This is a genomic window from Actinomadura fibrosa (genome assembly GCF_900659615.1).
Taxonomy (GTDB): domain Bacteria; phylum Actinomycetota; class Actinomycetes; order Streptosporangiales; family Streptosporangiaceae; genus Spirillospora; species Spirillospora fibrosa.
Genome location: NZ_CAACUY010000001.1, coordinates 1 through 23869, shown reverse-complemented (window position 1 = coordinate 23869; position 23869 = coordinate 1). Strand labels below are relative to the sequence as shown.

Annotated in this window: 14 protein-coding genes and 1 CRISPR repeat array; of the genes, 3 read left to right on the top strand and 11 right to left on the bottom strand. The window is 73.9% G+C overall.

Translation table 11 applies throughout. From position 1 onward, the window contains the following. Nucleotides 1-169 precede the first annotated feature (169 nt). A CRISPR array of direct repeats spans nucleotides 170-1479; the repeat unit is 29 nt; unit sequence CTGCTCCCCGCGCACGCGGGGATGGTCCC. A gap of 1657 nt (nucleotides 1480-3136) precedes the next feature. Beyond that, nucleotides 3137-3418, top strand: a complete 282-nt coding sequence (locus E1300_RS00070; RefSeq protein WP_131754758.1) for a hypothetical protein — start codon at nucleotides 3137-3139, stop codon at nucleotides 3416-3418. Between the two features lie 191 nt (nucleotides 3419-3609). Beyond that, a complete protein-coding gene (locus E1300_RS00065) occupies nucleotides 3610-4950 on the top strand; it encodes a hypothetical protein (RefSeq protein WP_131754757.1) in 1341 nt (446 codons plus the stop codon). A 6-nt stretch (nucleotides 4951-4956) separates the two neighbouring features. Here the strand turns inward: E1300_RS00065 and E1300_RS00060 are convergent, their stop codons facing one another. From E1300_RS00060 to E1300_RS00010, 11 genes are all read right to left on the bottom strand, one after another. After that, complete coding sequence (locus E1300_RS00060; RefSeq protein WP_131754756.1) at nucleotides 4957-5871, bottom strand: coiled-coil domain-containing protein; 915 nt, start codon at nucleotides 5869-5871, stop codon at nucleotides 4957-4959. Next, nucleotides 5868-6983, bottom strand: a complete 1116-nt coding sequence (locus E1300_RS00055; RefSeq protein ID WP_131754755.1) for a hypothetical protein — start codon at nucleotides 6981-6983, stop codon at nucleotides 5868-5870. Before E1300_RS00055 ends, E1300_RS00060 begins: the two co-directional genes overlap by 4 nt. Then, nucleotides 6980-9475, bottom strand: coding sequence for a hypothetical protein (locus tag E1300_RS00050; RefSeq protein WP_131754754.1), 2496 nt, complete (start codon nucleotides 9473-9475; stop codon nucleotides 6980-6982). Before E1300_RS00050 ends, E1300_RS00055 begins: the two co-directional genes overlap by 4 nt. Next, the gene (locus E1300_RS00045; RefSeq protein ID WP_131754753.1) at nucleotides 9472-10746 is read right to left on the bottom strand and encodes a P-loop NTPase family protein; all 1275 of its coding nucleotides are present in this window, start codon (nucleotides 10744-10746) and stop codon (nucleotides 9472-9474) included. The genes E1300_RS00050 and E1300_RS00045 overlap by 4 nt, the downstream gene beginning before the upstream one ends. A gap of 13 nt (nucleotides 10747-10759) precedes the next feature. Next, nucleotides 10760-12472: a hypothetical protein gene (locus E1300_RS00040; protein ID WP_131754752.1), complete on the bottom strand. Its 1713-nt coding sequence runs from the start codon at nucleotides 12470-12472 to the stop codon at nucleotides 10760-10762. Continuing rightward, on the bottom strand, nucleotides 12465-14972 hold the full coding sequence (locus E1300_RS00035) for an AAA family ATPase (RefSeq protein ID WP_131754751.1): 2508 nt from the start codon (nucleotides 14970-14972) through the stop codon (nucleotides 12465-12467). Before E1300_RS00035 ends, E1300_RS00040 begins: the two co-directional genes overlap by 8 nt. Next, a complete protein-coding gene (locus E1300_RS00030) occupies nucleotides 14962-16269 on the bottom strand; it encodes a hypothetical protein (RefSeq protein WP_131754750.1) in 1308 nt (435 codons plus the stop codon). Before E1300_RS00030 ends, E1300_RS00035 begins: the two co-directional genes overlap by 11 nt. Nucleotides 16270-16301: 32 nt before the next feature. Further along, nucleotides 16302-16901 carry a 4Fe-4S single cluster domain-containing protein gene (locus E1300_RS00025; protein ID WP_131754749.1) on the bottom strand — a complete coding sequence of 200 codons (600 nt, stop codon included), beginning with the start codon at nucleotides 16899-16901 and terminating at the stop codon, nucleotides 16302-16304. 37 nt (nucleotides 16902-16938) lie between these two features. Continuing rightward, nucleotides 16939-18714: a DUF4407 domain-containing protein gene (locus E1300_RS00020; RefSeq protein WP_131754748.1), complete on the bottom strand. Its 1776-nt coding sequence runs from the start codon at nucleotides 18712-18714 to the stop codon at nucleotides 16939-16941. Next, complete coding sequence (locus E1300_RS00015) at nucleotides 18707-19051, bottom strand: hypothetical protein (protein ID WP_131754747.1); 345 nt, start codon at nucleotides 19049-19051, stop codon at nucleotides 18707-18709. The genes E1300_RS00020 and E1300_RS00015 overlap by 8 nt, the downstream gene beginning before the upstream one ends. A 175-nt stretch (nucleotides 19052-19226) precedes the next feature. After that, nucleotides 19227-22826, bottom strand: coding sequence for a CHAT domain-containing protein (locus E1300_RS00010; RefSeq protein ID WP_131754746.1), 3600 nt, complete (start codon nucleotides 22824-22826; stop codon nucleotides 19227-19229). Between the two features lie 210 nt (nucleotides 22827-23036). Between E1300_RS00010 and E1300_RS00005 the strand changes: the two genes are divergently transcribed. Continuing rightward, the gene (locus E1300_RS00005; RefSeq protein WP_131754745.1) at nucleotides 23037-23825 is read left to right on the top strand and encodes a hypothetical protein; all 789 of its coding nucleotides are present in this window, start codon (nucleotides 23037-23039) and stop codon (nucleotides 23823-23825) included. Nucleotides 23826-23869 lie beyond the last annotated feature (44 nt).

Genomic DNA, 23869 nt, shown 5'->3' with positions numbered 1-23869 from the left:
ACAGCCGCCGTCGTCGCAGAGAAACGAGATGACATGCTTCTCTCGTCGGCAGAGCGGCATCAGGAAGGACGCAATCACTTGCGAGAAGGCATCCATGTCCGAGATGTCCGGATCTTAAGAAGTGCTCTGTTCCGGGCTTTCAGCCGCAGGAAAGCCCAGTTCAAAGAGTCTGCTCCCCGCGCACGCGGGGATGGTCCCGGGCCGGTCGGGTCGTGGTCGCGGGCGAGGAACTGCTCCCCGCGCACGCGGGGATGGTCCCAACCATCGCCTCCGCGACTACCGGCTACGGAACTGCTCCCCGCGCACGCGGGGATGGTCCCGGGTACATCGGCCAATGCCCAGTGCAGGACTCCTGCTCCCCGCGCACGCGGGGATGGTCCCGTGCCGCCGCTGACCGGCACGCCGCGCCCGTCCTGCTCCCCGCGCACGCGGGGATGGTCCCCCGCGCGAGCGCGGGGAGGACGGCTGGCGGGACTGCTCCCCGCGCACGCGGGGATGGTCCCGTCCCCGAGATCGGCGCGGTCGCGGAGGTCGACTGCTCCCCGCGCACGCGGGGATGGTCCTTGTACGCGCTCGCGGAAACGGGATGGGACCCGCTGCTCCCCGCGCACGCGGGGATGGTCCCAGGGCGTCCATGGCGGCGCGGGCGGTGGCGTACTGCTCCCCGCGCACGCGGGGATGGTCCCCGGGGATCCTGCGCGGTGAGGTCCCGCCGACGCTGCTCCCCGCGCACGCGGGGATGGTCCCTCTTGCGGCAGAGCCACATCTTCAATTGCCCTCTGCTCCCCGCGCACGCGGGGATGGTCCCACGATCTTCTCGGTGAGGTCGCGGGGCACGTACTGCTCCCCGCGCACGCGGGGATGGTCCCGATGGCCACGGTCAGCCCAGGGTGATGGTGAGCTGCTCCCCGCGCACGCGGGGATGGTCCCGCCTGCCAGTGGGGCGGCGGCGACGCCCAGACCTGCTCCCCGCGCACGCGGGGATGGTCCCTGCACGCGCGGGCAGGCCCACACCTCCACACGCTGCTCCCCGCGCACGCGGGGATGGTCCCAGGTCGGTCATCTGTCTTTCCTCTCGTTGTGACTGCTCCCCGCGCACGCGGGGATGGTCCCCATTCTGGCGGGGCGGGGGCGGTCAGGCAGCACTGCTCCCCGCGCACGCGGGGATAATCCCTAGGAGAAGGTCGAGTTCGAATGAGGCACGACCTGCTCCCCGCGCACGCGGGGATGGTCCCGTCCGCGCCACGTGCGAGTCGCGGTGGTCGATCTGCTCCCCGCGCACGCGGGGATGGTCCCGATCTCCGGAATCTTCCCGCCCTTGCCCCGAACTGCTCCCCGCGCACGCGGGGATGGTCCCATCTTGTAGGTGATGTCCTGCCGCATCCCGATCTGCTCCCCGCGCACACGGGGATGGTCCCGGCTGGCGATGCTGACCGAGCTGTCGGTCGCGCTGCTCCCCGCGCACGCGGGGATGGTCCCATCCACGCAAAAGGGGATGAGCTCCCGTTCCACTGCTCCCCGCGCGCGGGGATGGTCCCCGAGGCCCGCAGATGGCAAGCCAAGCGAATCACCGCTCCCCTCGCATACGGGGATGGTCCCTTGGCGTCGGAGACGCCGCCGCCGTAGACGCGCTGCTCCCCGCGCACGCGGGGATGGTCCCTCGACGTCGCCAAGCTTGCTGATCTCGCGTGCAAGCGGGATCCGCGTGGTGTTCCTGAGACGCCTCTCACGTGTGACTGTGAGTGACTGATCGCTTCGTGGTCATGTGATCGGGTGGTGGTTCCGGAATTGAGGCTCGCTGGTGTGGCCATGGTGTGGCCAAACGGCCTGGAAGTGCATTGGATCTTGGTGGATGGGGTGGCCGCATGTCCGCTTTTCAGTGGACTTTGTGGCACGCGGCCACCCCCTGTGGACGGGTTACGGCGCTCTGCTAATGCGGTTTGGGTTTACCGCCCATCCGGGGTTCAAATCCCCGATCCTCCGCCATCTACCTGCGGGGATGTGTCGCGCGACGCATCCCCGTAGGTGCGTTTCGAAGCCGTGGCTGCACGAAGCACACTGTGTGTCCTCGGCGGTCGCCTCCTCGGCCACCGTCTGGAGGCTCCGGTGGTGGTGACGCAGGAGGAGCCCCGCAGGTCGGCTCGGCGGCCTGCTTCGCTTACTCCTTCGACAGGACCGCATGGAAGTCGCTTTGGTCGCTTCGGCGGAGTGCCTGGGCATGTTCGTCACCCCAGCCGTGTGTGCCATCGTGGCCGTGCTGTGCCGTAGGAGCGGATCGGTGGCAGCACCGGTCCGTCGATCGCCGCACGCCCTCGGGCGTTGTGTGGTGCCGGCAGCGATCTTGTCGACGTCCTAGTCCTCCTCGGAGCGGCGGTGGCGGTTGGCGGGTAGGGCTGAGGACCTCGTTGGGCCGCTAGTGAGGTGGTTGCCCTCGCCTTCGGCTTGGCGTAAGGCTGAGGGCTCCGACGCTACAGATCGGCGCGCTCCTCGCCCTTGGCGGTGTGCGCACTATCGGCTGCGGGAGCCGGGCCGGCTGGACCCGCACTTGGGGCCGTCGCAGATGTTCAGGTACCACTCGTCCCGGCCCGCGAGGCGACGATGTGGTCGCCGTCCGGCAGGTACAGCAGGGCCATCGTCCGTGCCTGTCGGAGGCGCGGTCGGTGGTGAGCAGGCACACGGGAACGCGCTGCCAGACCGGAACCGTCGGCGAGCCGCCCGTCGGTCACCCGCGAGAGCGTGGCGTGCCTGCGGTTCCACCCTTGGCGGTGTCGAGTCGGGTGGTGTCGCTCGTTGTTCTGGGGGCACGCTCAAGAATCTTGAAGCAGCTCTCCCAGGGGACGGAGGGGTCGCGTATCGTCTTTAGCGAGGCAATCAGAGTGAGTGCCTGTCTCGGGGTGGTCGGACTCAAGTCAACCGGCGCGAGTGCGGCTTAGGGGTCCCAGGGAGGGCCCAACGGGCGTAACGGGAGCCATATCTTGGTCCCAAGGGCGTGAGCAGGGTCAGCTCATCGTCAGAGGAAGTCAGACCGAAGGACGTACCGGTTGGCGACTCGGTTCGAACAGGTAGATGTGGCTATCACCTGGTCGAGCTGAGGCGCTATGCCCTCCCTCGATCAGGAGAGAGGGACGTCCGTCCGATGCTCTCCGGCGCAGAGTGGTTCTACGCAGCCGCCTTCATCACCGCTCCTGTAGCGATCCGCTATGCCTTCACATGCGTCCGCGATATCGCCATCACCTTCATGGCTCTTCGGGACGCGCCGTCGGCGGAGAGACCCAACATCATCCGGGCCCTCGCCGCCTACGCGGGAGCGATGCATCGTCGTCCTGATCCCGCGAGCGTTCAGCTCGCGATTCCCACCGACCCTCCGCTATCCGGCCAGGCAGCACGGACGGACGATGCCGAGATTTCCCCGCCTTGAGCGCGTGGGGGCGGTCATTCGCTCCAAGTGTGTGTCCGGAATCGTGGAATGCGGGGGACGGCGGAGCGCAGGGACAGATACTCGGGGGATCTGCCGGTTGCGGGACGGGCGCGAACCCAGAGCCCGGCGAGGGGGCACGTGTGGGCACACCACAGGATCCTGACCAGGAGCCCGGGAGCGAGAGCGGTGCTGTGGGATTCCAGGACGGACGGGCGGGAAGCCAGGGCCAGATCGTGTTCCCGTTCCGGGGCGAGGTCTATACCGAAACGTCGGCTCTTGCCACGGCTTTCACGGCGAACTGGGCTGACGCCGCTGGGCAACTCCGGAACCCGGCGGGGCAGCCCGCGCAATTGTTGAGGCAGTTCATCGAGGCGCGGTCTCGGGAACGGTTCGATCCCAGGCGTGAGGACGCGCTGTCGGAGCTTGCCTCGCAGGATCCGGTCAATGTCCGGTTGTTGGCCGTCCTTCGCTATATGGCGCCTGGTGCCGAGCCGGTCTATGGGGGTGGGGTGCTCGGTCCGGGTGAGCTGTGGAATCTCACCCGGCACGCGCTGCGGGGCCGGGGCCGGGACGATGAGGTGGCTCACGACTGGGTGATGGAGATCGTCGAGCACGGAGTGCTCAGGCGGTTCACCGGCGCTCCGGGCGGCGAGGGTCTCGCCGAGATCGAGCAGAGGCGGCTGGACGCGGAGCGGCGCTGGGAGCACGTGCGGCATCGGCTGACCGGCGAGCGGCCGGCGCTCGCCGGGGCGCTGGAGGACGAGCGCATGCTTCCCGTCCAGCTGCTGAACATCGCCGTGGACGAGGCGCGGGCGGCGCGGCGGCTCGATCGGGAGCTCGGGGCGGCGCTGTCCGGGCTGCCGGTCCGGCTTCCCTGGTTCGAGCGGCAGTTGCGGGCGGCCGGTACCGATCCCTTGCTTCTGCTGGCCGCGCTGATGTCGCTTCCCGAGGCGCGGGCTGACGCCGAGCGGGCGGCTGAGGGGGTCCGGCAGACGTGGGAGGCGCAGGAAGGTCGCGAAGAAGCGGTCGGGAACGCGCAGGGGGGAGTCATGCCGCCTCGCACGCGGCGCGGGCAGGCCCGTCCGGCGCTTGGCTCACCGCAGCAGGGGCGGGTCGGGGCGATGTTCTGGGCGGTCGCCGGGATGTCGGTGGTCAGTCTGTTGTGGTGGGCTTTTCTGCTGGTCCTTCTGGTCTCCGACGAGCAGCGTGGGTCCGTGTCGCTCGTCGTCGGGTTCGTCTGCCTGGCCGAATGGGCGGCGGAGTGCGCGCTGGCGTTCTCCATGGGACGCCGTTACCACCCCGATTGCGCGCTGCTGCCCAGGGTCGCCCGGTTGGTCTTGGCGCCTGTCGAGGCGTTCCGGACGCGTGGTTTCGCCCGGGCGGGGATGCTGCTGTTGTTCGTGGTCCTCGTCCTGTCGCTGGTGACCGGCTGGCTTCCGTACCTCATCCCTGGGGCGGTCGGCCTTCTGCATCTGCTGTGGACCTACCTGCGCTGGGTGGATCAGGACCGGCGCCGCGTCGCCTATCCCTAGAGCCGCTCAGAACAGGCTCGCCGGCTTCCGGGCCGCCGCGTGCTCGTCGTCGCGGGCGCGCAGGGCCTCGCGGAGCGCCTGGTCGGTCTGGTCGAGCCGCTCGGCCAGTTCGGCCAGCACGGTCCGGATGTGGTCCAGGGCGGGGCCCTTGGTCAGCGGTCCGAGTCCGAGGGCGGCGCACAGGTCCTGATCGGCGCGGCGGTGCGCGTCGATGCGGGGGATCACCTGTTCGGCGGCGTTCTCCAGCTCGGCGAACTGCGCGTACAGGGCGGCCAGGTCGGATTCCAGGGTGGCGCTCCGGCCGCGCTGCGCGGCCAGCCGGTCCTCGGCCTCGGTGATCTCCGCGGTGAGCCGGTCGGCCCGGGTGACGGCCCGCCGGGTCTCCTCGTCCAGCTCCGCCAGCCGCAGCGCGGCCCGGGTTCCGGCGCCGGCGGCGGCCTCGGCGAGGTCGCGTTCGGCCGCGGCCACCCCGGCCAGCTCGTCCCGGCGGCGCTCCAGGTCGCGCTGCCCGGCGCGCAGCGACTCGACCTCGTCCTTCAGCATGTCGAGCCGCCGGACGTCGGCGATCCGGGCGGTGAGCTCGGCGTGCCGCGTCTTGACCTCCTCCAGTTCGGCGAGCGCCGGCGCGAGCCGTGCCATGACCTTCTCCGCCTCGGCCAGCTCCGCGCGCCGTTCGGCCACCTCGTCCCAGATGCCGGTGAGCCGCGACGCGAGCACCGGCCCGAGGTCGGTGCGGTCCAGGAGCGCGCGGCTCGCGGTGAGCAGGGCGGGCAGGTCGCCGAGCGCCTTGTTCAGCTCGCCGACGAAGCGGAGCCCGGCGGCGCGGTCGCCGCACGCCTCGGCCTGGCCGGCGATCTCGGTGATGAGGGCGCCGAGGGCGCGCAGCCGCTCGGTGCCGGACGTCGTGATGGCATCGGTCATCGCCGTGCGCTCCGCTCGGTGAGGGGGAGGAGGACTGGGGCGGTCGCGCCGTCGCCGGCCAGGGCCAGCAACGGCCCGCCGCCGGGGGCGTGCCGCACGCCGAGGCGGTAGCGCCCGGCGGGGACGTCGGCGACGTCGACCTCCAGGGGCGTCCCGTCCACGTGCAACTGCAGCGCGTTCCCCAGCGGCAGGCCGTCCGTGGCGCCGCCCTTCGCCACGTACAGGTCGGTGCCGTCGAGGGACGCGTACTCGCCGACGTCGTGGGGCAGCGCGACGAGCAGGTCCACCGGGAGGCCGGCTTCGCGGCGGTGCAGCGGGAGCCGGACGCTCGCGCGCGGCCCGTCCGGTCCGGTGTAGGCGCCCGCCGCGAGCAGGAGGGCGCCTTCCACGACGGCGCCGGGGACGACGAGGGGCATCCGCCCGGTCTCCTCGGCGACGATCCGGGCGAGCGGCGGGAACGCGGCGAAGGCACCGGCGAGCATCGTGTGCGCGGCCTCGCCCGGTGCGGCCAGCAGGGGACCGAGTCCCTTGCGGAACGCGGCGAGCGCGTCCAGCAGGGCACCGGCCGTGATCGCCGTCCCGGCCACGGCCACCACCTGGACGTCGCGGAACACCGGATCCGTGGCCGCCTGCTCGCAGGCCTCCACGAGGAACGCGGTGTCGGTGGTGAGCGCGTCGCGCACTCCGGTGCGTGCCGCGGAGTCGGTGACGAGGCCGTCGGTGAAGGCGTCACCGCTGAGCTCGGGCACTTCGCGGTGCGCGCCGACGGTGATCTGCGTTCCGTCCGTACCGGCGCGCGCGAGGCGGGTGGACGTCCAGCTCAGGTCGCAGATCTCGATATCGCCGGTGACGCCGCGCCGTGCCGCGGCCGCGACGCAGGCCGCGAACCGGCCTACGCCGTACACGCTGCGATGCGTGGTGCGGTACCGGGATTCGAGCTGCTCTGGGCTCGGCCCGTGCGGTGTGCGCACGAGGACCGTGGGCCGGTCGGTGGCGCCGGGGGGACCGGGCGTCGGCCACGTTTGACGGGAGGCGCCGTCGACGAGCGTCGTCGTGTCCTCATCGAGGTCCAGGACCGCGGCGCGGCTCAGGCTCGGCGGGTCCGCCGTCATGCGCGCCGCCGGAGGGGAAGGCCCGGCCTGGCGAGGCGGCCGCCGGCGCGCGCCAGCCGGCGGAGTTCACGACGGGCGCCGCGCTCGATCGGGTGCCTGCGCCTCCGGCCCGGAATCTCGGTGAGGGCGCGAACCGTCTCCAGCCGGTAGTGGGTCTCGCGTAGGGCGTACCAGACGGCGTGCTGCCGTATCTCCCGGGCCAGTTCCGGAGAGCACCGCAGCAGGAGGCCGCGGCCCAGCTCCAACGCGGCAGAGGTCGCCGCGTCGCGCGAACGGCCGGATCTCATCAGGGTGCTGGCGACCTGGTCCAGCATCGGAATCAGCCGGTCCCCGCTCAGCCGCCATCCCGCGGCGATGACCTCATCGCACACCTGGGCCGGCTGGAGCCCTCGGTGGAGTGCCTCGGCACAGACTTCGCCGACGACCTCCGGAGGCGCGTCGGGACGGACGTTGCGGACGAGCAGCAAGGGTTCCTCCTCGCGGAGCGTGGGGTGGACGGTGAGGATGCCTTCCCGCCATTCGTTGAAGGCGGCGATGCCGTCGAGACGCGGTGCCACCGACCGGCCAAGCAGCACGGTGCGGGCTATCGCCGGATCGCCGTCGAGTGTGTTCCGCACGAGGTGGACCACGGCGGGGGCCTGGTCGGCGACCCACGCGTACCGTGCGAGGAAGGCGCGCAGGGCGCCGTACATCCGGGGGCGTCCGTCCAGGCCGGCGGGCGCGGAGCATACGGTGTGGAAGGCCGCGAAGTAGGTGGACTCGCTCCCGCTTTCGGCGAGGTGGCGGGGTTCGTCGCCGAGCCAGATGAGCAGTCCGTCGATGGTGCCCTTCTCCGCGGGCGTCGCGCATTCCAGCCCGGTCAGCAGTGCGGTCCAGCCGCTGGTTCCCTGGCCGGAAGCCGTGCCGCCGACGCCGGCCATCAGCCAGTCGCCGAACGCCTCCAGCGTGGGACCGAGGATCCGGCACCGGGCGGCCGTCCGCAGGACGGCCGGCACGCACAGGTCACCGGACCGTGCGAGCTCGTCGAAGGCCGCGGGTGCGGGCGGCCGTCCGTCCCAGAGCGCACGGAACGCGCCGAGCAGCGTCTCCGGCGCGTACGGCTCGACCGCGGCGAGCCATGCCTGCCGGTTCGAGGGCAAGGCGGGGGTGAGCGCGAGCAGGAGTTCGGCCAGCACGGACGTGTGGGCGCCCAGCGCCTTCGGCACGAGGCCTGTGGCAGGCGGGCGGTGCTTCTTCAGCAGCGCGGCGAGGACGGCCTCTCCACCGGTGCTCTCGTACGGAGGGTCCGGTGCGGTGATCAGCCCGGCGAGGAAGGCGTCCGTGAGGCCGATCCGGTCGGCCGTCCGGGCATACGCGTCCAGGTCGGTTCCGGGGGGCTCCCGCCACAGCCGCCTGCGGGCGTTGCGGACGAGGGCCGCCTGTCCGCCGCCGCACTCGTGCCACAGCTCGGCGACCAGGGGGAGCTCGTCCGGGTCGGCGGCGTCGACGAGCGCGTCGAACATCCGCATGGTCGTCGCGGAGTCCGCGTACTCCCGGTGGCGTCTCCCGGCGAACAACGCGACGATGTCGCCGTGGGCGGCCGTCCCGGCCTGGACGGCGCGGTGGACGGTCTCCGGCCAGTCCAGGTCCCGCAGGATCGCGACGGCCGTCTCCGGCTCGTCGTCGAACATGGGCGCCCCGCGGCGGGCGAGCGCCGCGACGAGCCGGGCGTGCGTCCAGGCCCGGGGCCCGACCAGCTCGTGCAGCCAGGCGAGGTAGGCGGCGGCGCGGGGCGCGGCCGCGGGCGGCGGCGCGCCCGGGTCCTGCCAGTCCAGTTCGAGGGAGCCGGGCCGGCAGGACGCGCCGAACGCCAGCCCGATCCGGACCTCGGCGGCCTCGTTCCAGGTCGCGGCGGAGAACCGGGTCCGCCAGCCGTGCGGCAGCAGGGCGGCCACCGCGTCCATGAACGACAGCCGCTGGTCGGTGGTCAGGTGTTCGGCTCGGGTCACCGTGACGGGCCGCTCCAGGAGCAGGGCGGCCGCGGCCGCGACCCGATCGAAGCCCAGCAGGCCGATGGTCTCGGCGAGCCTCTCCGGAGCGGTGCCCGCCAGGCCGGCGCGCAAAGCGGAGCCGTCGTCGGGCAGCGGAGCGCCCTGGACCGCCGAGAGCAGTTCGCGGTAGGACACCCTCCGGTTGCGGGCCTCCTCATACGGCACGTAGTAGAAGGCGCAGGCCATGATGGGCCGGCCCATCGCGTCGCAGTCCGGCGTCCAGTGCTGGACGCCCAGTCCGATGTAGTCCCGCCCGCCGGCGCGGACGGCGGTGAACACGATCCACGGGAGGGCGCCGGGGCCGGCCTCCGCGGCGGACGGCTCCCCCAGCGACGACAGCTCCGCGAAGACCACGGGAAGCTGCTTGCCGGACAGGCCGCCGCCGCCCGAGGTAATGCTGTAGTCGTCGTAGCTGCCCTTGTCCTTGCCGAGGACGGCCCAGGCGACGGGCACGCCGGTCACCGTCCCTTCTCCTGGTCCTTGAACTGCTGCTGGACGAGCCACATCAACGGCTCCAGGACGTTCACCGGGCGCGCCGTGCCGAGCAGCCATTCGCGGTCTCCGCCCTCGTACCTCTGGTAGGTGACGTTCTCCGGCGCCGTCGACATGAACCGGCCGGTCCGCGGGTCGGTGCGGAAGCCCACCGCCGACGTCAGGAAGAACCTGGTGCGCTCCGGGCTGAAGTACTGCCTGATGATGTCCCTCAGCCGCCGCGTGCTGTTGAGGTCGCCCGGCAGGGTGTTCGGGCGGGCTTCCTCGCAGAGCACGTCGAAGTACTCCCGCGCGGTGCTCGGCGGCGCCCAGGGGCACTCCTGTTCGCCGCGCCACTCGATGTGCAGGCCGTGCTGGTCGACCGTGTTGTACACGAGCGGATGGTCGAACTTCGTGACGCAGACCGCCAGATGGTGCGGCAGGTGCAGCTCGTTCTTGCGGAACCGCGCCCGCGCGGCGATCTCCAGGATGATCTGCTGGAAGTAGTCGTAGGAGTCGTTCTCGGTCGCCTCGCGTACGGGGTCGACCAGCAGGATCAGGCTCCGGCTGGCGGCGAGGTGGGCCGCCAGCCGCTCCCGGTCGGCGGTCGAGTAGCTGCTCGGCTGCCGCCCGTTCGGGTCGCTCGGCTCGGCGTCGCGGACATCGGTCCTGAACATGCCTCCGGGGGCGTCGAGGACGTCCAGGGACACCAACGCCGTCTTCGCCACCCGCTTGTGCCGCCAGGGGGTGGAGACCAGCATGTTCTTCCGCTGGATCCGGATCTGGAACGAGTAGTTCGGCGACAGCCCGCGGGTCGAGTTGAAGAAGATCCCTTGGCGCATGAGCCGGTCGGCCGCCTCGGCGAGGAACCTCCGCGACTCCTCGTCGGCCCCGAGGATGAGCCCCGCCTGCCGCTGCTCCAGAGCGACGCGGATCGCGCCGAGGAAGGTCGTCTTCCCGCAGCCGGTCGGGCCGAGGATGCCGATGCGGCCGGCGAGGACCTCGTCGGAGTCGCGCGGCTCGATGCTCTGCTCCGGTGAGCCCCCGGCCTCGGCGGCCTGGGGTTCACGGCCGCGTCCCGCTGCGGTCTCCGGGGGCGGATACCCCGCGCGAGAAGGCATGTACGGACCGGGCGGCGCGGCCGTGCCGGCACTGCCGCCTCCCCAGGGCGGCGGTGCGGGGAACCTGTCCCCCGGCGTCTGAACGGCCTCCTCGTCCGGTTCGTCGTCCGGGAACGGCTGGTACTGCGGTGGGACGGTCATGGCGCGCCGCCTCTCAGAGCGGATGTGCTAGCGGGACGGAGAACGGGATCGGGGAGGCGGGCAGCAGGCCGAGAACCACCGCCAGGTTCCGCGGCGTGGTGTCGGCGAGGCCGAGCAGCCCGTGCTCGCCGAGCGCCCGCCAGATCGCGGCGGGTTCCCCGTCGGGGACCGTGTCCAGGACGGCGACACGGTGGCCGGCGGGAGCGCGGGCGAGCGCCGCCGACGCGTCGATGTGCCCGGGGCAGGCGGTGGGGCCTCGCCCGCCCCGGTCGGTCCCGACCGGATGCGGGTGGCGGCCCGCGACGACCAGCAGGATCCGGGGGGCGGTGCTGGACGGGTCCTGGGCGGCGAGCAGCGCGAGCGCGTCCTCCAGCGGCGCGGCGGCGCGGTCGTAGGGTTCGACGGGCGCCGGGAGCCGGGCCAGTGCCGTGCGGGTGTCCGCGGGCGGCTTCAGGCCGGTGCCGTGCACCACGTCCAGGTTCGTCCGGCCGCGGACGTAGTGGTCGGCGTAGCCGATGACGGCCGTCTCGACGCGGTCTCCCGTCTCCTCCGCCAGGACGCCGAGGAGACCGTCCAGCAGCTCCCGCCGCCCCGCCACCGCGGCGGCCGGGCCGTTCAGCTCCAGCAGGCAGACGAGCTCCAGGCGCGGCGGCGGCGGCCGGAACCAGGTCGGCAGGCCGTCCAGGATGCCGTCCAGCTCCCGCGGTTCGGGGGCCAGGCCGGTGGGACCGGTCAGGCGCACCCGGGCGGGGCCGTCGAGCTCCGCGCGGACCGCGACCGGGCCGGTGGGCAGGGTCGCCCGCCAGGCGGCGACGAGCCGCGGCGGCGACTCGACCGTGCAGACGGCCAGGGTGGTCGGCGGGCTCGTGCCCGGCGCCCGGTAGACGGTCAGCGTGGCGGCGTCGCCGCGGTGCGAGCCGGCCGCGAGCATCTCGCTCAGCGCGGGCGTGACCTGCTCGGGCGCGGGGCCGATGTGGGCGACGAGCAGGCCGTAGCCGGTGCGGATCGGCAGTACCGCGGCGACCTCGTCGAGCTGTGCGGCGAGGTCGCCGGGCTCGGCCGCGGTCTCGTCCGCGAGCAGCCCGGCGGCGAGCTCGGGCAGCGGGAGGCCGGGCAGCCGGCAGATCGCGGCCCGGGCGGGCGGCAGCGGGGCGGCCCACGTCGCCAGCGCCGCCGCCAGCTCCGGTTCGACGGCCGACCGGTCCATCCCGCGGGTGCCGCCCGCGAGCTGGAACTCCCGCTCGCCGGGGTCGGCGGAGAGCATGGGCAGCAGTTCCGTCCAGCGGCGGCTCCGGACGGGCTCCCCGGCCTGCGCCCGCTCGTCCACCAGCCTCGCCGTCACCCCGTCGGCGGTGACCTCGATCACGGCCAGCGGCTCGCCGTGCGGGAGGCGGGCGAGCCCGTCCGCCAGCACCGGTCCGGCGGGCCGGTGCTCGACCCGGACGGCGTCGCGCGCCGCGGCCCAGGCGGCGTCGTCGGGGACGCCGCGCAGCAACGCGGCGCGGTCGCGCCAGTCGCCGCCGAGCCGGGCCGCGGCCCGCAGGTCCACGGCGAGCCGCGCCGCGCCGAGGCGGGACTCGAAGTCCGCGCGGTCGGTCGCGCCGAGGCTCCACGGGGTCCGCAGCATCCAGCCGCAGTCGCCGCAGGCGTCGCCGGTGCCCGCGGGCAGGCAGCAGACGGGGCAGCGGACGGCGGTCCCTGGCGGGCCGGAAGGGGCTTCAGTCACCGGGCACGTCCTCGGGCAGGATCAGGTCGGCGTCGGTGTCCGGGGCGGCCGCGACCCGTTCGGCGAGCCGGGTCTCGATCTCGTCGAGCAGGACCCGGGCGGCCCGGCCGTTGCCGAAGTCGGGCATCGCCATCGCCGTGCCGAACCAGGTGCGCAAGCGCCCGGTGACGCCGGGGCCGAGCGTGTAGCCGCGGGACCCGGCGAGCGCCGTGAAGATCTCCACCAGCTCCTCGCGTTCGTACGGCGGGAACTCCACGTGCAGCGTCACCCGGGACGCCAGGCCCTGGTTCAGCGCCATCATCCGCTGCATGTCGGCGGTGTAGCCGGCCAGGATCACCACGAAGCGCCCGCGCCGGTTCTCCATCGCCGGGACGAGCGTGTCGATGACCTCGCGCCCGAAGTCGTTCTCGCCGCCCTGCGCCAGGCTGTAGGCCTCGTCGATGAACAGCACCCCGCCGTCGGCCTCCTCGATCCGCTCCTCGGTGCGGATCGCGGACTGCCCGACGTAACCGCCGACGAGCTTCGAGCGCCCGACGTCGACGACGTGGCCGCGGCTCAGCAGCCCGAGGCGGTGCAGGATGGTGCCGATCTCCCGCGCCACGGTCGTCTTGCCGGTGCCGGGCGGGCCGAGGAAGGCCATGTGCGGGGCGACGATCTCGCCCTGGCCGCGCCTGCGGTTCAGCTCCAGCCGGAGCACCATGCCGCGGATCGCGTCCTTCACCTGCCGCAGCCCTGTCATCGCCTCGAGCGGGCCGAGCAGGTCGGCGAGCGGGGGCGGTGCCCCGGCGGCCCGCAGGTGCTCGGGCGGCAGGTCCTCGGGGAGCAGCGGCAGGTCCCGCTGGTCGCGCACCCGCCGGGCCCAGCGGGCACCGGTGTCCTGCACGAGGGCGCGCATCTCCCGCGCGTTCCCGAACCGGGCCGAACGGTGCCGGTGCATCCGCGCGACGACCCCTTCGAGCGCCGGTCCGAACTCCTCGCCCGCGCTCAGCCCGAGGTCGCTGAACCCGGCCCGTGCGATCTCCAGCAGGACGCCTGGTTCGTAGTCGGGGAACTCCAGCCGGAACTCCTGCGGGAACCGGCTCGCCAGGCCCGGGTTGGTGCGCAGGAACTCGCCGATCTCCCGCGTGTAGCCGGCGACGATGACCACCAGCCGGTCCCGCTCGTTCTCCATCCGCTGCAGCAGCACGGTGATCGCCTCGCTGCCGAAGCCGCCCTCGGCCTGGTCGCTCAGGCCGTACGCCTCGTCGATGAACAGCACGCCGTCGAGGGCCTCGTCGATGACGCGGTTCGTCTTCACGGCGGTCTCGCCGACGTACTGCCCCACCAGCCGGCCGGCGTCGGCTTCGACGACGTGACCGCTGCGCAGCAGCCCGAGGTCGAGCATGATGTCCCCCACCAGGCGCGCCACCGTGGTCTTGCCGGTGCCGGGGTTGCCGGTGAACACCATGTGGAGGGCGCTCTTCTCCCTGCCCTGCGGCGGACGCCACCGCAGCCCCTCCAGGGCGTCCCGCACCGTGTCCAGGCCGCGCAGCTCCGCGAGGCGGTCCCATACGGTGCCCGCGCCGAGGTCGGGGCCGGTGATCCGGCCCTCGGCGCGCAGCCGGGCGGTGTCGAGCGGGACGCGGTCGGCGGCGAGCCGGGCCAGCGTGTTCTCCCAGGCACGCAGCGGGCCGCGCTCGCGCGCCATCAGCCGCACCGTCTGGGCCAGCGCGCTCCAGTCACCGATCTCCAGGTTCTCCAGCAGCCTGGCCCGGTGCACCAGCCCGGCCAGCTCGGCCTCCTCCGGCGGCCCGATGAGGCCGGGCGAGCCGCGCCCCTTCTCCGCGGCGATCGCCGACTGCAGGAGGCCGGGCAGGTTCCGGCTCTGCGCGGCGAACCGCTCGACGTCGGCGAGATGCTCCTTGACGAACACGAGGACGCAGGCGTTGCCGGCGCCGTGCCTGCCGCCGAGCCACGAGTCGAGCGAGACGGCGAGCTGCCGGAGCCCGCTGAGATGCCGCTCCAGCACCTCGACGTTCTCCAGGACGATGGCCGTGCGGAGCGTCGCGTCGCGCATCAGGCCGGTGATCGCGTCGAGGGCGGACTCGTCGGTCATCGCCACCGGCGCGGACCGCGACGGCGGGGGCGCCGCCCGGTCGCCGGCCGCGGGACGCGTGCTCACCTGGTAGAAGCCCATCGGTCCCCGGATGCGCTTGCCGCCGCGGGCCGCCGGGGCGTCCTCCCCGTCCCCGCGCGCCCGCGACGCGTCCCGTCCGGCGAGCCGTGACGACTCGGCGCGCACGGTCAGCATCGTGTCCAGGTTGAAGAACACGACCCGGCCGAAGCCCGCGGCGGTCAGCGCCTCGTGCAGTGCCTGGGACAGGTCGCTGCGGCGCAGGGCGGCGTCCACGAAGACGTCCTGGACCCCCGGCCCGTACAGCAGGAAGGTCGGGTCGCCGTTCCTGGCCGCCCGGTGCAGCGGGCCGAGCCGGGCGGCGACGACCGGAGCCTCAGCCGGCACGCCGCTGCCGCCTGCGGATCGCGTCCAGGTCCCCCTCCGCGGGGGTGGGCTCGGTGCCGCGGTCGCGCGGCGCGCCCACCGGGATGCCGGACTCGCGCAGGACGCCCAGCAGGACGTCGGTGCGCTGGTGGCGGCGGGTCTCGGACGGGTCCTGGTCGTAGGACAGCAGCTTGATCGCCATGCCGTCGTCGCCGTCCGGAGCGATCTCGACGACGATCTCGCTGCCGCCGAGCGGCGCCACCATCTTGCTGTAGTGGGCGCCCCGGAAGTCCTCGCCCTCCCATGTCTCGTCGTCCAGCCTGTAGCCCTGCTGTTCGAACGCGGCGATGGCGACCTCCGCGGTGTTGGCGCGCTGCTGCGACGCCAGCACCCGGGTCCAGGCGCGCTCCAGCAGGCCGGTGAGCTCCTGCTCGTAAGCGGGCGCGTCCCGCTGCACGATCTCGCGCAACTGGTCCACGGTCAGCGGGCAGTCGTCGTCGACGACGACACCGGCCTGCGCGCGGATCCGGTCGAGCAGCCCGACCAGCTCCCCGTCGGTCCAGAAGTCGACGTCCATGTCGGCGCCCTGGAGCTCGGCGCCGTCCGTACCGCGCATCGGGACCCGCGCGTTCGAGCCCGCGGCCCCGTCGGCGGCGCGCAGCGCCTCCAGCGCCTGGAAGCGGGCCTGGTTCCACTCGGCCGCGGCCTCCTCGACGTCCACGCGCAGGTCGCTGAGGTCGAAGTAGAGGTCGTGCACGAGGCTGAGCGAGAACGCGGGGTCCTGCTCGTTGAGGGTGGAGACGGTCTGCGCGAGCCGCTGCTCCAGCTTCCGGAGGCGGCCGGGCGCGAAGCGCTCGTGCGGCAGCTCCCCGATGGCGGCCGCCATGGTCTTGGCGTCCTCGAACAGCGCGAGCGCCTGCCGGGACGCCCGGTCGCGGCGTTCGGTGATGTCGGTGATGCGCGCGTCGAGCATGCCGATCTCGCGGCGCCGCTCCGCCCGCTCCCGGTCGATCTCGCGGCCGAGCCGCTTGGTCTCCGCCTTCACCGCGCGGATCTGGCCCGCCTGCTCGCGGAGCCGCGCGCTGGTGCGCCGTTCGAGGTCGCGGGTGTGGTCGCTCAGCGCCCGCAGCGTGCGGTCCGTCCGGTCCTGGCGGCGGTTCACCGCGGACACGGCGCGATCGAGGTCCGCCCGCGTCTGCTGCCGGACGTTGTCGAGCAGCCGCGGCATGTCGCGGCGAACCTGCGCGAGGTCCTTGGCGGCCCGCTGGGCCTGCCGCCAGGCGCCCTGGTCGACGCTGATCGTCTTGGCTCCGCTCACGGTGAGTCCTCTCGCGATGTGGCCGGTGCAGCTCATGGGCGCCCGATCCGCCGCCAGGCGCCCCGTACGGTCTCGGACGGCACGCCGACGAGCAGGGCGTCGGCGGTCCGCAGCCTGATCTCGGCGCGGCGCGCGCCGGTCGCGAAGTCGAATCCGGCCATCCGCCCGGTGAGCCGGTGGACGCGCTGGTTCGAGCTGCCGCGCATCCCCCGGTCGTCGTCGAGGACGTCCACGTACCGGCCGTCGATCAGCACGTCCACCTGCGCCAGCAGCGCCTCCGGGCCGGGCCTGCCGCGCAGGTCCTCCAGGCGGTATCCGGTGAAGCAGACCAGCGTCAGGTCGCGGTCCGCACGGGCGAGCCGGGCCGTCTCGGCGAGCCCGGCGGCCTGCTCCATCGGCTCGCCGCCGGAGAACGTGAGCCCGGTGACGTCCGGGTCGGTCAGCAGCTCCGCGGCGAGGCCTGCGGGCGTCATCGCCCGCGCCGGCCTCTGTTCGATCCAGTCCGGCGCGAGGCAGCCCCGGCACCGGAACGGGCAGCCCTGGGTCCAGGCGACCGCCCGCAGCCCGGGGCCGAGGGCCCGCGTGCCGGTGCAGGTCTCCGCGATGTTCAGCATCTCGTGCGTCTCGTCCATGGCGTCAGCGCGCCGCCTTCCTGCTCGGATCCGGGTCTCAGTTGCCTCCGCGGCGCCGGCCGTTCTCATGGTCCGGTGTCGCCGCTCCGCGGCCGCCCGGCGTCCCGGCGGCCGGAGCGGAACCCGGCGCCCCCGCCCCGGAGGGGACCACGTCCATGTGCGGCAGCCCGCCGATGCCCGGAGCGGCGCCCTGCCCGGCGTCGGACGCCGGGGCGTTCGTGGACGGCACCTGGATGGTGCTCGGTGAGTGCTCCGCCCGCCCGGACGGCGGCGGAGGGTAGGCCTGGGGGGCGAACGGCGCCGGGCTCGCGGGGGCCGGGCCCGGAGGCGCCGCGGGCCGGAACATGTCGGCGGCCTGCGGCGCGAGCGGCGGCGCGGGTGACGGCCCACCGGGCAGGGCCTGGGCCGGCGGGGCCGGCAGCCGGCCCGTCGCCCGCAGGTGCCACCAGTGCAGGAGCCGCCGGGCGACGTCCTTCTCCAGCACCGAGGTCTCCTCGACGAGATCGTCGATGATGGACCGCCGCGCCGCCCGCAGCCGGTCGGCGTGGTACATCTCGTCCTCGTACCGCTGGGCGTCGACGCGGTCGCGGACCTTCATCTCGCGCTTGCCGTTGACCTCGTCGCGCTTCCTGCGCTCCCGGGCCAGCGCCTCGTAGGCCCCGCCGCTCATCATCAGCTTGACGATGACCGGCAGGCACTCGATCGCGGTGAAGAAGAGGAACAGCACGGCCCTGGACGCCTGCAGCGTCCCGTGCCCCTTGGCCGCCCGGTCCAGCGCCTCCATGCGGATCAGGAGGCCCTCGTTGTCCTGGTTCTCCTTGCGCCACTTCGCGTCGATGTCGGCCTGGCCCTGCTGGAGCGCGGTCAACTGCTGGTCGACCTTGCCGAGGTCCCGGGTGGCCTGGTCGAGGCGCTCCTTGACGGTGGCGGTGTCCTGGCGCCGGAGGCGGCTCACGAGGGCCGCGCGCTGCTTCTTGATGCCCTCCATCTGCGAGCGCAGCCGCGCCGCGGCGCTCCGGTGGGACTGGCACAGGCTCGCGCAGCCGCTCCTGCCGGAGGTGCCGGAGCAGTCGCCGCCCTTGTTCTCGCCGTCGCTCTCGCAGGCCGCCTTCATCATCTCACCGTCGTACCGGTGCTGCAGGTCGCCCAGCTGCCTGTCGTAGGCGAGCACGTCACCGTTGCTGACCGCGGGGTCGCCGCTCCTTCCCCCGCTGTTGACGACCTCCTGCAGTTGCGCCTTCCGCGCCTGCAGATTCTTGATCGTCACGCCGGACGAGCCGGTCTGCGTCACGTGGGTGTGCTCGTCCCACTCCTGCTGGTGGATCTTCTGGATCTCCGGCTTGATCTCCGAGTCGAAGATCAGCAGCGTGAGGGGGGTCGAGATCACCAGGCCGAACAGCATCGCCAGGACGAGCCGCGGGACGGCGAGCCAGGCGGGGTGGCGTGCCGGGGCCGGCGCGTCCCAGGTGTCCGAGTCGTCCGTGTCGCCGGACGGCTTGTCCATCGAGCTGACCAGCCAGCGGTCCAGGCCGGCGATACCGAGGAACCATCCGGCGGCGACCGGCACCGCGGCGGCGAGCGGCAGGTGCAGGGCCATCCGCATCGCGACGCACATCGACAGGCCGCCCATCGCGGCGGTGAACAGCACCGCGCTGCCCATGCCGGTGTAGCGCGCCCGGTCCCCCGGGGACTTCGCCAGGATCTCCGGATCGGCGCCGGAGAACCAGATCAGCGGCGTGCGGATCCGCGGGGGCGGCCCGCTCCCGCGGGGATCGGTGTGCGGTGCTCGGCCGCGGGGTGTCGGCTCAGCCATCGCCGTGCTCCTTGTCGTGCGTGCCAAGCCCCGCCCGGCGGGCCTGGAGAGCGGATTCGTCCAGAAGCCGGCGTCCGAAGGGACGCGCGATGAACCGCGGCCCGGCCGTCACCCGAGGGGGCAGGCGCGGGACGTCCGGCGAGATGGCGGGAGGCGGATCGGCGAACATCGGGCCGGTGCGCGGCCCGATCCACTCGGCGACGGCGGGAAAGCGGAACGGCCCGGAGACCGGCGAGCGGGGCGGAAGCAGCGCGAGCAGCTCCGCGTCCCCATCGAACTCGGCGTCTCCGGCGGTTCTCGCAAGGCTTTTCCAACAGAACATCATCGTCCCGGGCACCGATAGGCAATTTCAATTGAGAATACTCGACGCATCCATTGCCGAGGCATGATTCCCCGGTCGTGCGGCGAGGGATTGTTCCAAATTATGCGGCACTTCTTGGAAGGCTTCGAGTCGTTCCAACGCCGTTTCCGGATTCTTGGAAGGGCGCGGCCGGCCGCATCGCGCGGCGGCTCTAGCCGGCCGTCGCGGCGGGGAGCCCCTGGTGGGTGAAGGCCGCCCAGTGCCCGGGCGAGTCCAGCGGCGCCCGCTGCCAGGCGAGCAGGCTCCGCAGCGCCGGAGGGAGCCGCTCCACGCAGCGCCCGGGGTCGGCCATCCACTGCTGCGCCGCGTTGAGCGCGTCCGCGGGGGGCAGTCCGTAGGCCATCTCCTCGTGCAGCACGAACATCATCACCGCCGTGGCCTGGTCGCCGACCAGCCACCGCGAGCCGATGACCTCCGACACTCCCGCCACCAGGAACGCGGTGGCGAGGGTGAGCGCCTCGTCGTAGTGGGCCGCGGCCAGGTCCGACTCGCACGAGCTCAGCACCAGCAGGGCGCAGTGCGGGCAACCGGGTTCCAGCGGGTCGAGCAGCCCCGCCACCCGCAGCCGGCCGTCGCCCGTGCCGTCGGGGGCGAGCAGGATCGCCGAGTCCGTCGGGTTTTCGAGCGCGACCGCGTGGGAGGCGCAGTGCACCCGCGTCGCGGTCCGGAGCGCGGCGCGGACGGCCGGCACCGAGGCCCGCTCCCCGTCCGGGACGTCCACCTGCCCGAACACCCGCGCACCGGGATAGAAGGCGCGGCGCAGTTCCAGCACCTCGGTCTCCGCGTCCCGGAGATCCCGTCCGGGACTGTCGTCGGGGTCTCCCACCAGCACCGTCCGCGGGGCCGACGCCGGCCGGCGCGCCGCCGCGCCCGCGACGAGCTGCCGCCCTGACGCGGCGTAGGAGACGACGGCGTCCTGGCAGAGGTGGCGCGGCCCGCCGTCCGTCGCGTACCGGGCCGCGTGCCAGGGGACGAGGCCGAGCATCCCGGTCGGCGCGAGGACGATCCGCGGGATCCGGCCGCCCGCCGCGCCCGCGCAGCCGGCCAGCACCTCCTCCATCAGCCCGGGCCAGGCCCAGTCGCAGACGGTGCCGACGGCGCCGTGCCAGGCGCCGTCGTCCGGCCGGTCGCCGCGGCGCACGTCGTGGGCGGCGGCGAACGCCCGCACCGGTTCGAGCGCCTCCTCGGCGAGCGGCCGCAGCCGGATCGCGCTCGGCCCGGCCGCCTCGTCCGCCGGGACCAGGAGCGCCCAGCCCGTCCCCGGCGCGCTGAGCAGGTACACGAGCGCGTCGGCGCCGGCCGCGTCCAGGGCCGCGCGCAGATCGGCGAGCGCAGGAGGCGGCAGCAGCCGGTCGGTCTCGGGCCGATCGGCGAGGACGTCCAGCGCCTCGCGGTGGAGGTCGGCGGCCAGGGCGCCGCCGGTCATCGCGCCGATGACCTCGTCGAGGGCCGGGACGTGCGCGAACGGGCGCGGCGGGTGCGCGGCGAGCCGGTCGGCCAGGTCGGGCCGCCCGGCGGACCGGAGGCGGTCCGGGATCGTGCCGAACGACAGCGCGGCGTGCCGGACCTGCCCGCGGCCCAGTTCGAGCGCGGCCACCGCGTCGTCGAGGCGGCCGTCCTCCAGTGCCCAGGCGGCGATCCGCTGGGCGAGGACGCCGGCGGCCCTGGCCCGGACGATCCCGTCCTCCGCTCCGACCTGCAGGAGGACCTCGCGGGCGCGGGCGCGCAGCGCGCGCAGCCCGAAGCCGACGGCTTCGGCGCGCTCGGCGGGGGAGCGGCCGTGGGCGCGCAGCGCCTCGGCGACGGCGACCAGCAGGTCACCGGCGAGGGCCGTGCCCGAGTCGGGCGTCATCAGATCCAACGCCTCCCGCGCCAGGCGGAGCACGGCCTCCAGATCGGCGGGATCACCGGCCAGCCGGGCCAGTGTCAGGGCCGCCAGCAGCGGAGCCCTCAGCGTAGCGGCGAAGTGCACCGTGCCTGCGGTGCCGGTGAGCCGCTCCAGCGCCGATTCGAGTTGTGCGGTGTCCCCGTCGAGGAGGGCGCGGACGATGTCGGCGCACGCGGCCAGTCCCGCGAGCGCTTCGCGGAGCGGTTCCTCGTCGCCCGGACCGTCCCCCTCCGCGACGGCCGAGAACTCGTCGAGGGCAGCGCGGAGTTCGTCCGCGTCGCCGGTGCTCTGCGCCAACCGGAGCCGGACGAGCGCTGCCACCGCCTCCATCAGGGGCAGGGCACGGTGGCCCGCCGGCAGCCGGTCGAGTGTGCTCGCGGCCTGCCCCAGCGTGGTGCGGAGCGCGTCCGCGTCGCCGCGCTCCCAGGCGTCCTGGGCGATGAAGACGACGGCGGGACCGAGCATCGCTAGCGCCTCGGGTGAGTCGTCGGCTCGATCCTGGAGCAGCCGTTCGGCGTCCGCCAGGAAGGCCCGTCCAGCGGCGGAGTTCTGGAGCGCGCCGTGGACGATGCCGGCCTCGGCGAGCAGTGCTCCGGCCATCGCGACCCCGGCCGGACGGACCGGGTCGTCCTCGGGGAGGTGGCCGAGCGCCTCGGTGAGCCGGGCGAGCGCCGCGCGACGGTCCGCCTCGGCGCCGGCGCGGATGGAGCGCAGCGCCAGGCCGATTCCGGACATCAGCTCGGCCCGCCCGAGGTCGGGGGCGTCGGCACCGCGTTCCAGGGTCTCGGCCAGCAACCGCTCCGCCGGTTCGACGGCTGCGTCGACACCGGCGAAGTCCGGTGCCGTGCCGGGGTCCTCCAGCGCCGCCTGGAGTGCTGCGCGGCTGTAGAGGTCCTGGATCAGCAGATGGAACGGATGGTCTGCGGCGGTCTCGGCGTAGGCGCGTGACAGGAGGGCGACGGCCGCGTCCGCCGCGTCGGCCGTGAGCGCCCGGCTGCCCAGCAGATGCGCCAGCGGCGCCGCCATCGGCGCGCCGGGGTCCAGATGGCCGAGCAGGCGGCGGGCCTCGGCCAGCACCGGCTCCAGCCGATCGGGCCGGCCGTCCAGCGCCGCCTGCTCGGCGGCCACCCAGATCCGGAGCGCGTCCTGCTCGGCGGCCGTGCCGCCCAGCATCGCCAGCGCGTCCGGATCGGTCAGCATGTCGCCCAGCAACGCGATGCCCTGGGCCAGGTCGCCGAGCAGGATCCGGCCGCAGCGCGCCGTCACCCGGGCGGTGGCGCGCAGTTGCGGCGGCCAGAAGGCGCTCGACGCCTGGCGCTCCAGGAGTTCGACCGCGCGCTCGACGTCGGAGCCGCCGGCGGCGGCGTCGAACGTGAAGCCGGCGAAGAGCGGGAACATGGCGTTGAGCCCGGGCCCTCCACCCTCGCCGGCGCCCGCCCGCAACTCGCGGGGGAGGTGCCGGGCGATGAGCAGGTTGCCGAGGAGAAGCCCGGCCAGAGCCTCTTCGGGTTCGGTGGCGTCCGGGGCGTCCGCCACCTCGTCGAGGGCCGCCGCGGCGCGGTCGAGGTCCCCGGGAGGCCCGTCGAAGGCATGGAACCGTACGAAGTGCAGGACGCCGAGGCGCAGCAGCCCGGCCGTGCGGCCGGAACCGGGGCCGTCGACCGTCTCGGCGGTCCCGGCGGCCAGCGCGTCGATCGCTGCCGCGACGGACCCGGCGGTCGCGGGAGCGCGGTCGGCGTGATCGTCGGGATGGAGACGCAATATCAGATCGGCGCGCAGGACGCCTTCCTCCAGCAGCAAACGGGCACGCAGTCCCTTCTCCGCTTCCGGAAGCTCGGCCAGCAGAGCGTCGATCTCCGCCAAGCGCTCCTCGCACATGACGCCCCCATGATCTGTTCACCGGAAAATGAAAGCGTCCACCGAGCGGTCCTGCTTCACCAGGGATTCTAAGGATCAGATCGTTTGTTGGAATGGGCGCTCCGGCCAGGCGGCCGGGCTCATGCTCGATCCCACAGGCCGGGTGCCTCGCGGGCACCCGGCATCGCCGGCGGGGAGATCGGAAAGGCGTTCGGTATGCGTGGTGACGAACCCCTTCCCGGCACGGGACTCGCGCTCTTCCTCGCACAGGGGGCTCTGCTCGCGGCGGAACCCGTGCCACCGGCCGTCGGAGACCCGTGGCTGCGCGCCGCGGCCGCGCTGGTGCACCGCAACGCGGAGACGCTGGCGCTGCTGGCCCTGACTCGGGACCGCCTGCTGCCCGCGCCGATCAGCCCGGTCGGGCTGCGGCCGGCGGAGCTGCTGGCGCTGGCCCGCGCCCGCGGCCACGACCTCGTGCAGGCCCGCCGCCGGTACCGGCGCAGGACGACCTGTACGGCGCTGATGCTCGTCGAGCGCGAGACGAAGGGCTTGGCCGGACGGGAGGTGCGGGCCCTGTGCCGTTCCGGACTTGAGCAGGGCGGCGCCGCCCTGCCGCGGCTGCACCGCCGGCTGGCCCTGCTGGATCCGGAGACGCCCGCCCGGGAGCGCGCCACCGTGCTGGAGGTCGCGGCGCGGGCCGTGACCACGACGTCCCCGGCGGCCGCCGCCTCGTACGCCGACCGGCTGGCCGCGGCGGTCCGGACGGCCAACGAGGCGACCCGCCGACGACGAGCCGGGGCGGAGCTGGCGGCCTGCTACCTGCAGGTGCTCACCGTCGCGCCCGCCGAGCCCGCGGCCGGCTGGATCGCGGGACGGCTCGTCGCCGTGCTCGGCGGCGACTGCGGGCTCACCCCGCGGCTGCACGACGACGCCGAGCGCTGGCGCTCCCGGTTCGAGGAGGCGGTCGAGCGCGCCTGCGCCGTGCCCGCGCTCGCGCCGTGCTGAGGGTCAGGCACCGGACAGCCGCCGGGCGAGCCGTTCCGCCTCCT

Excerpts from the sequence above, each read along its gene's own strand:
- E1300_RS00070 (WP_131754758.1), top strand. The coding sequence starts at position 3,137 with ATGCTCTCCGGCGCAGAGTGGTTCTACGCAGCCGCCTTCATCACCGCT.
- E1300_RS00045 (WP_131754753.1), bottom strand. The coding sequence starts at position 10,746 with ATGACCGTCCCACCGCAGTACCAGCCGTTCCCGGACGACGAACCGGAC.
- E1300_RS00055 (WP_131754755.1), bottom strand. The coding sequence starts at position 6,983 with ATGACGGCGGACCCGCCGAGCCTGAGCCGCGCCGCGGTCCTGGACCTC.
- E1300_RS00020 (WP_131754748.1), bottom strand. The coding sequence starts at position 18,714 with ATGGCTGAGCCGACACCCCGCGGCCGAGCACCGCACACCGATCCCCGC.
- E1300_RS00060 (WP_131754756.1), bottom strand. The coding sequence starts at position 5,871 with ATGACCGATGCCATCACGACGTCCGGCACCGAGCGGCTGCGCGCCCTC.
- E1300_RS00005 (WP_131754745.1), top strand. The coding sequence starts at position 23,037 with ATGCGTGGTGACGAACCCCTTCCCGGCACGGGACTCGCGCTCTTCCTC.
- E1300_RS00025 (WP_131754749.1), bottom strand. The coding sequence starts at position 16,901 with ATGGACGAGACGCACGAGATGCTGAACATCGCGGAGACCTGCACCGGC.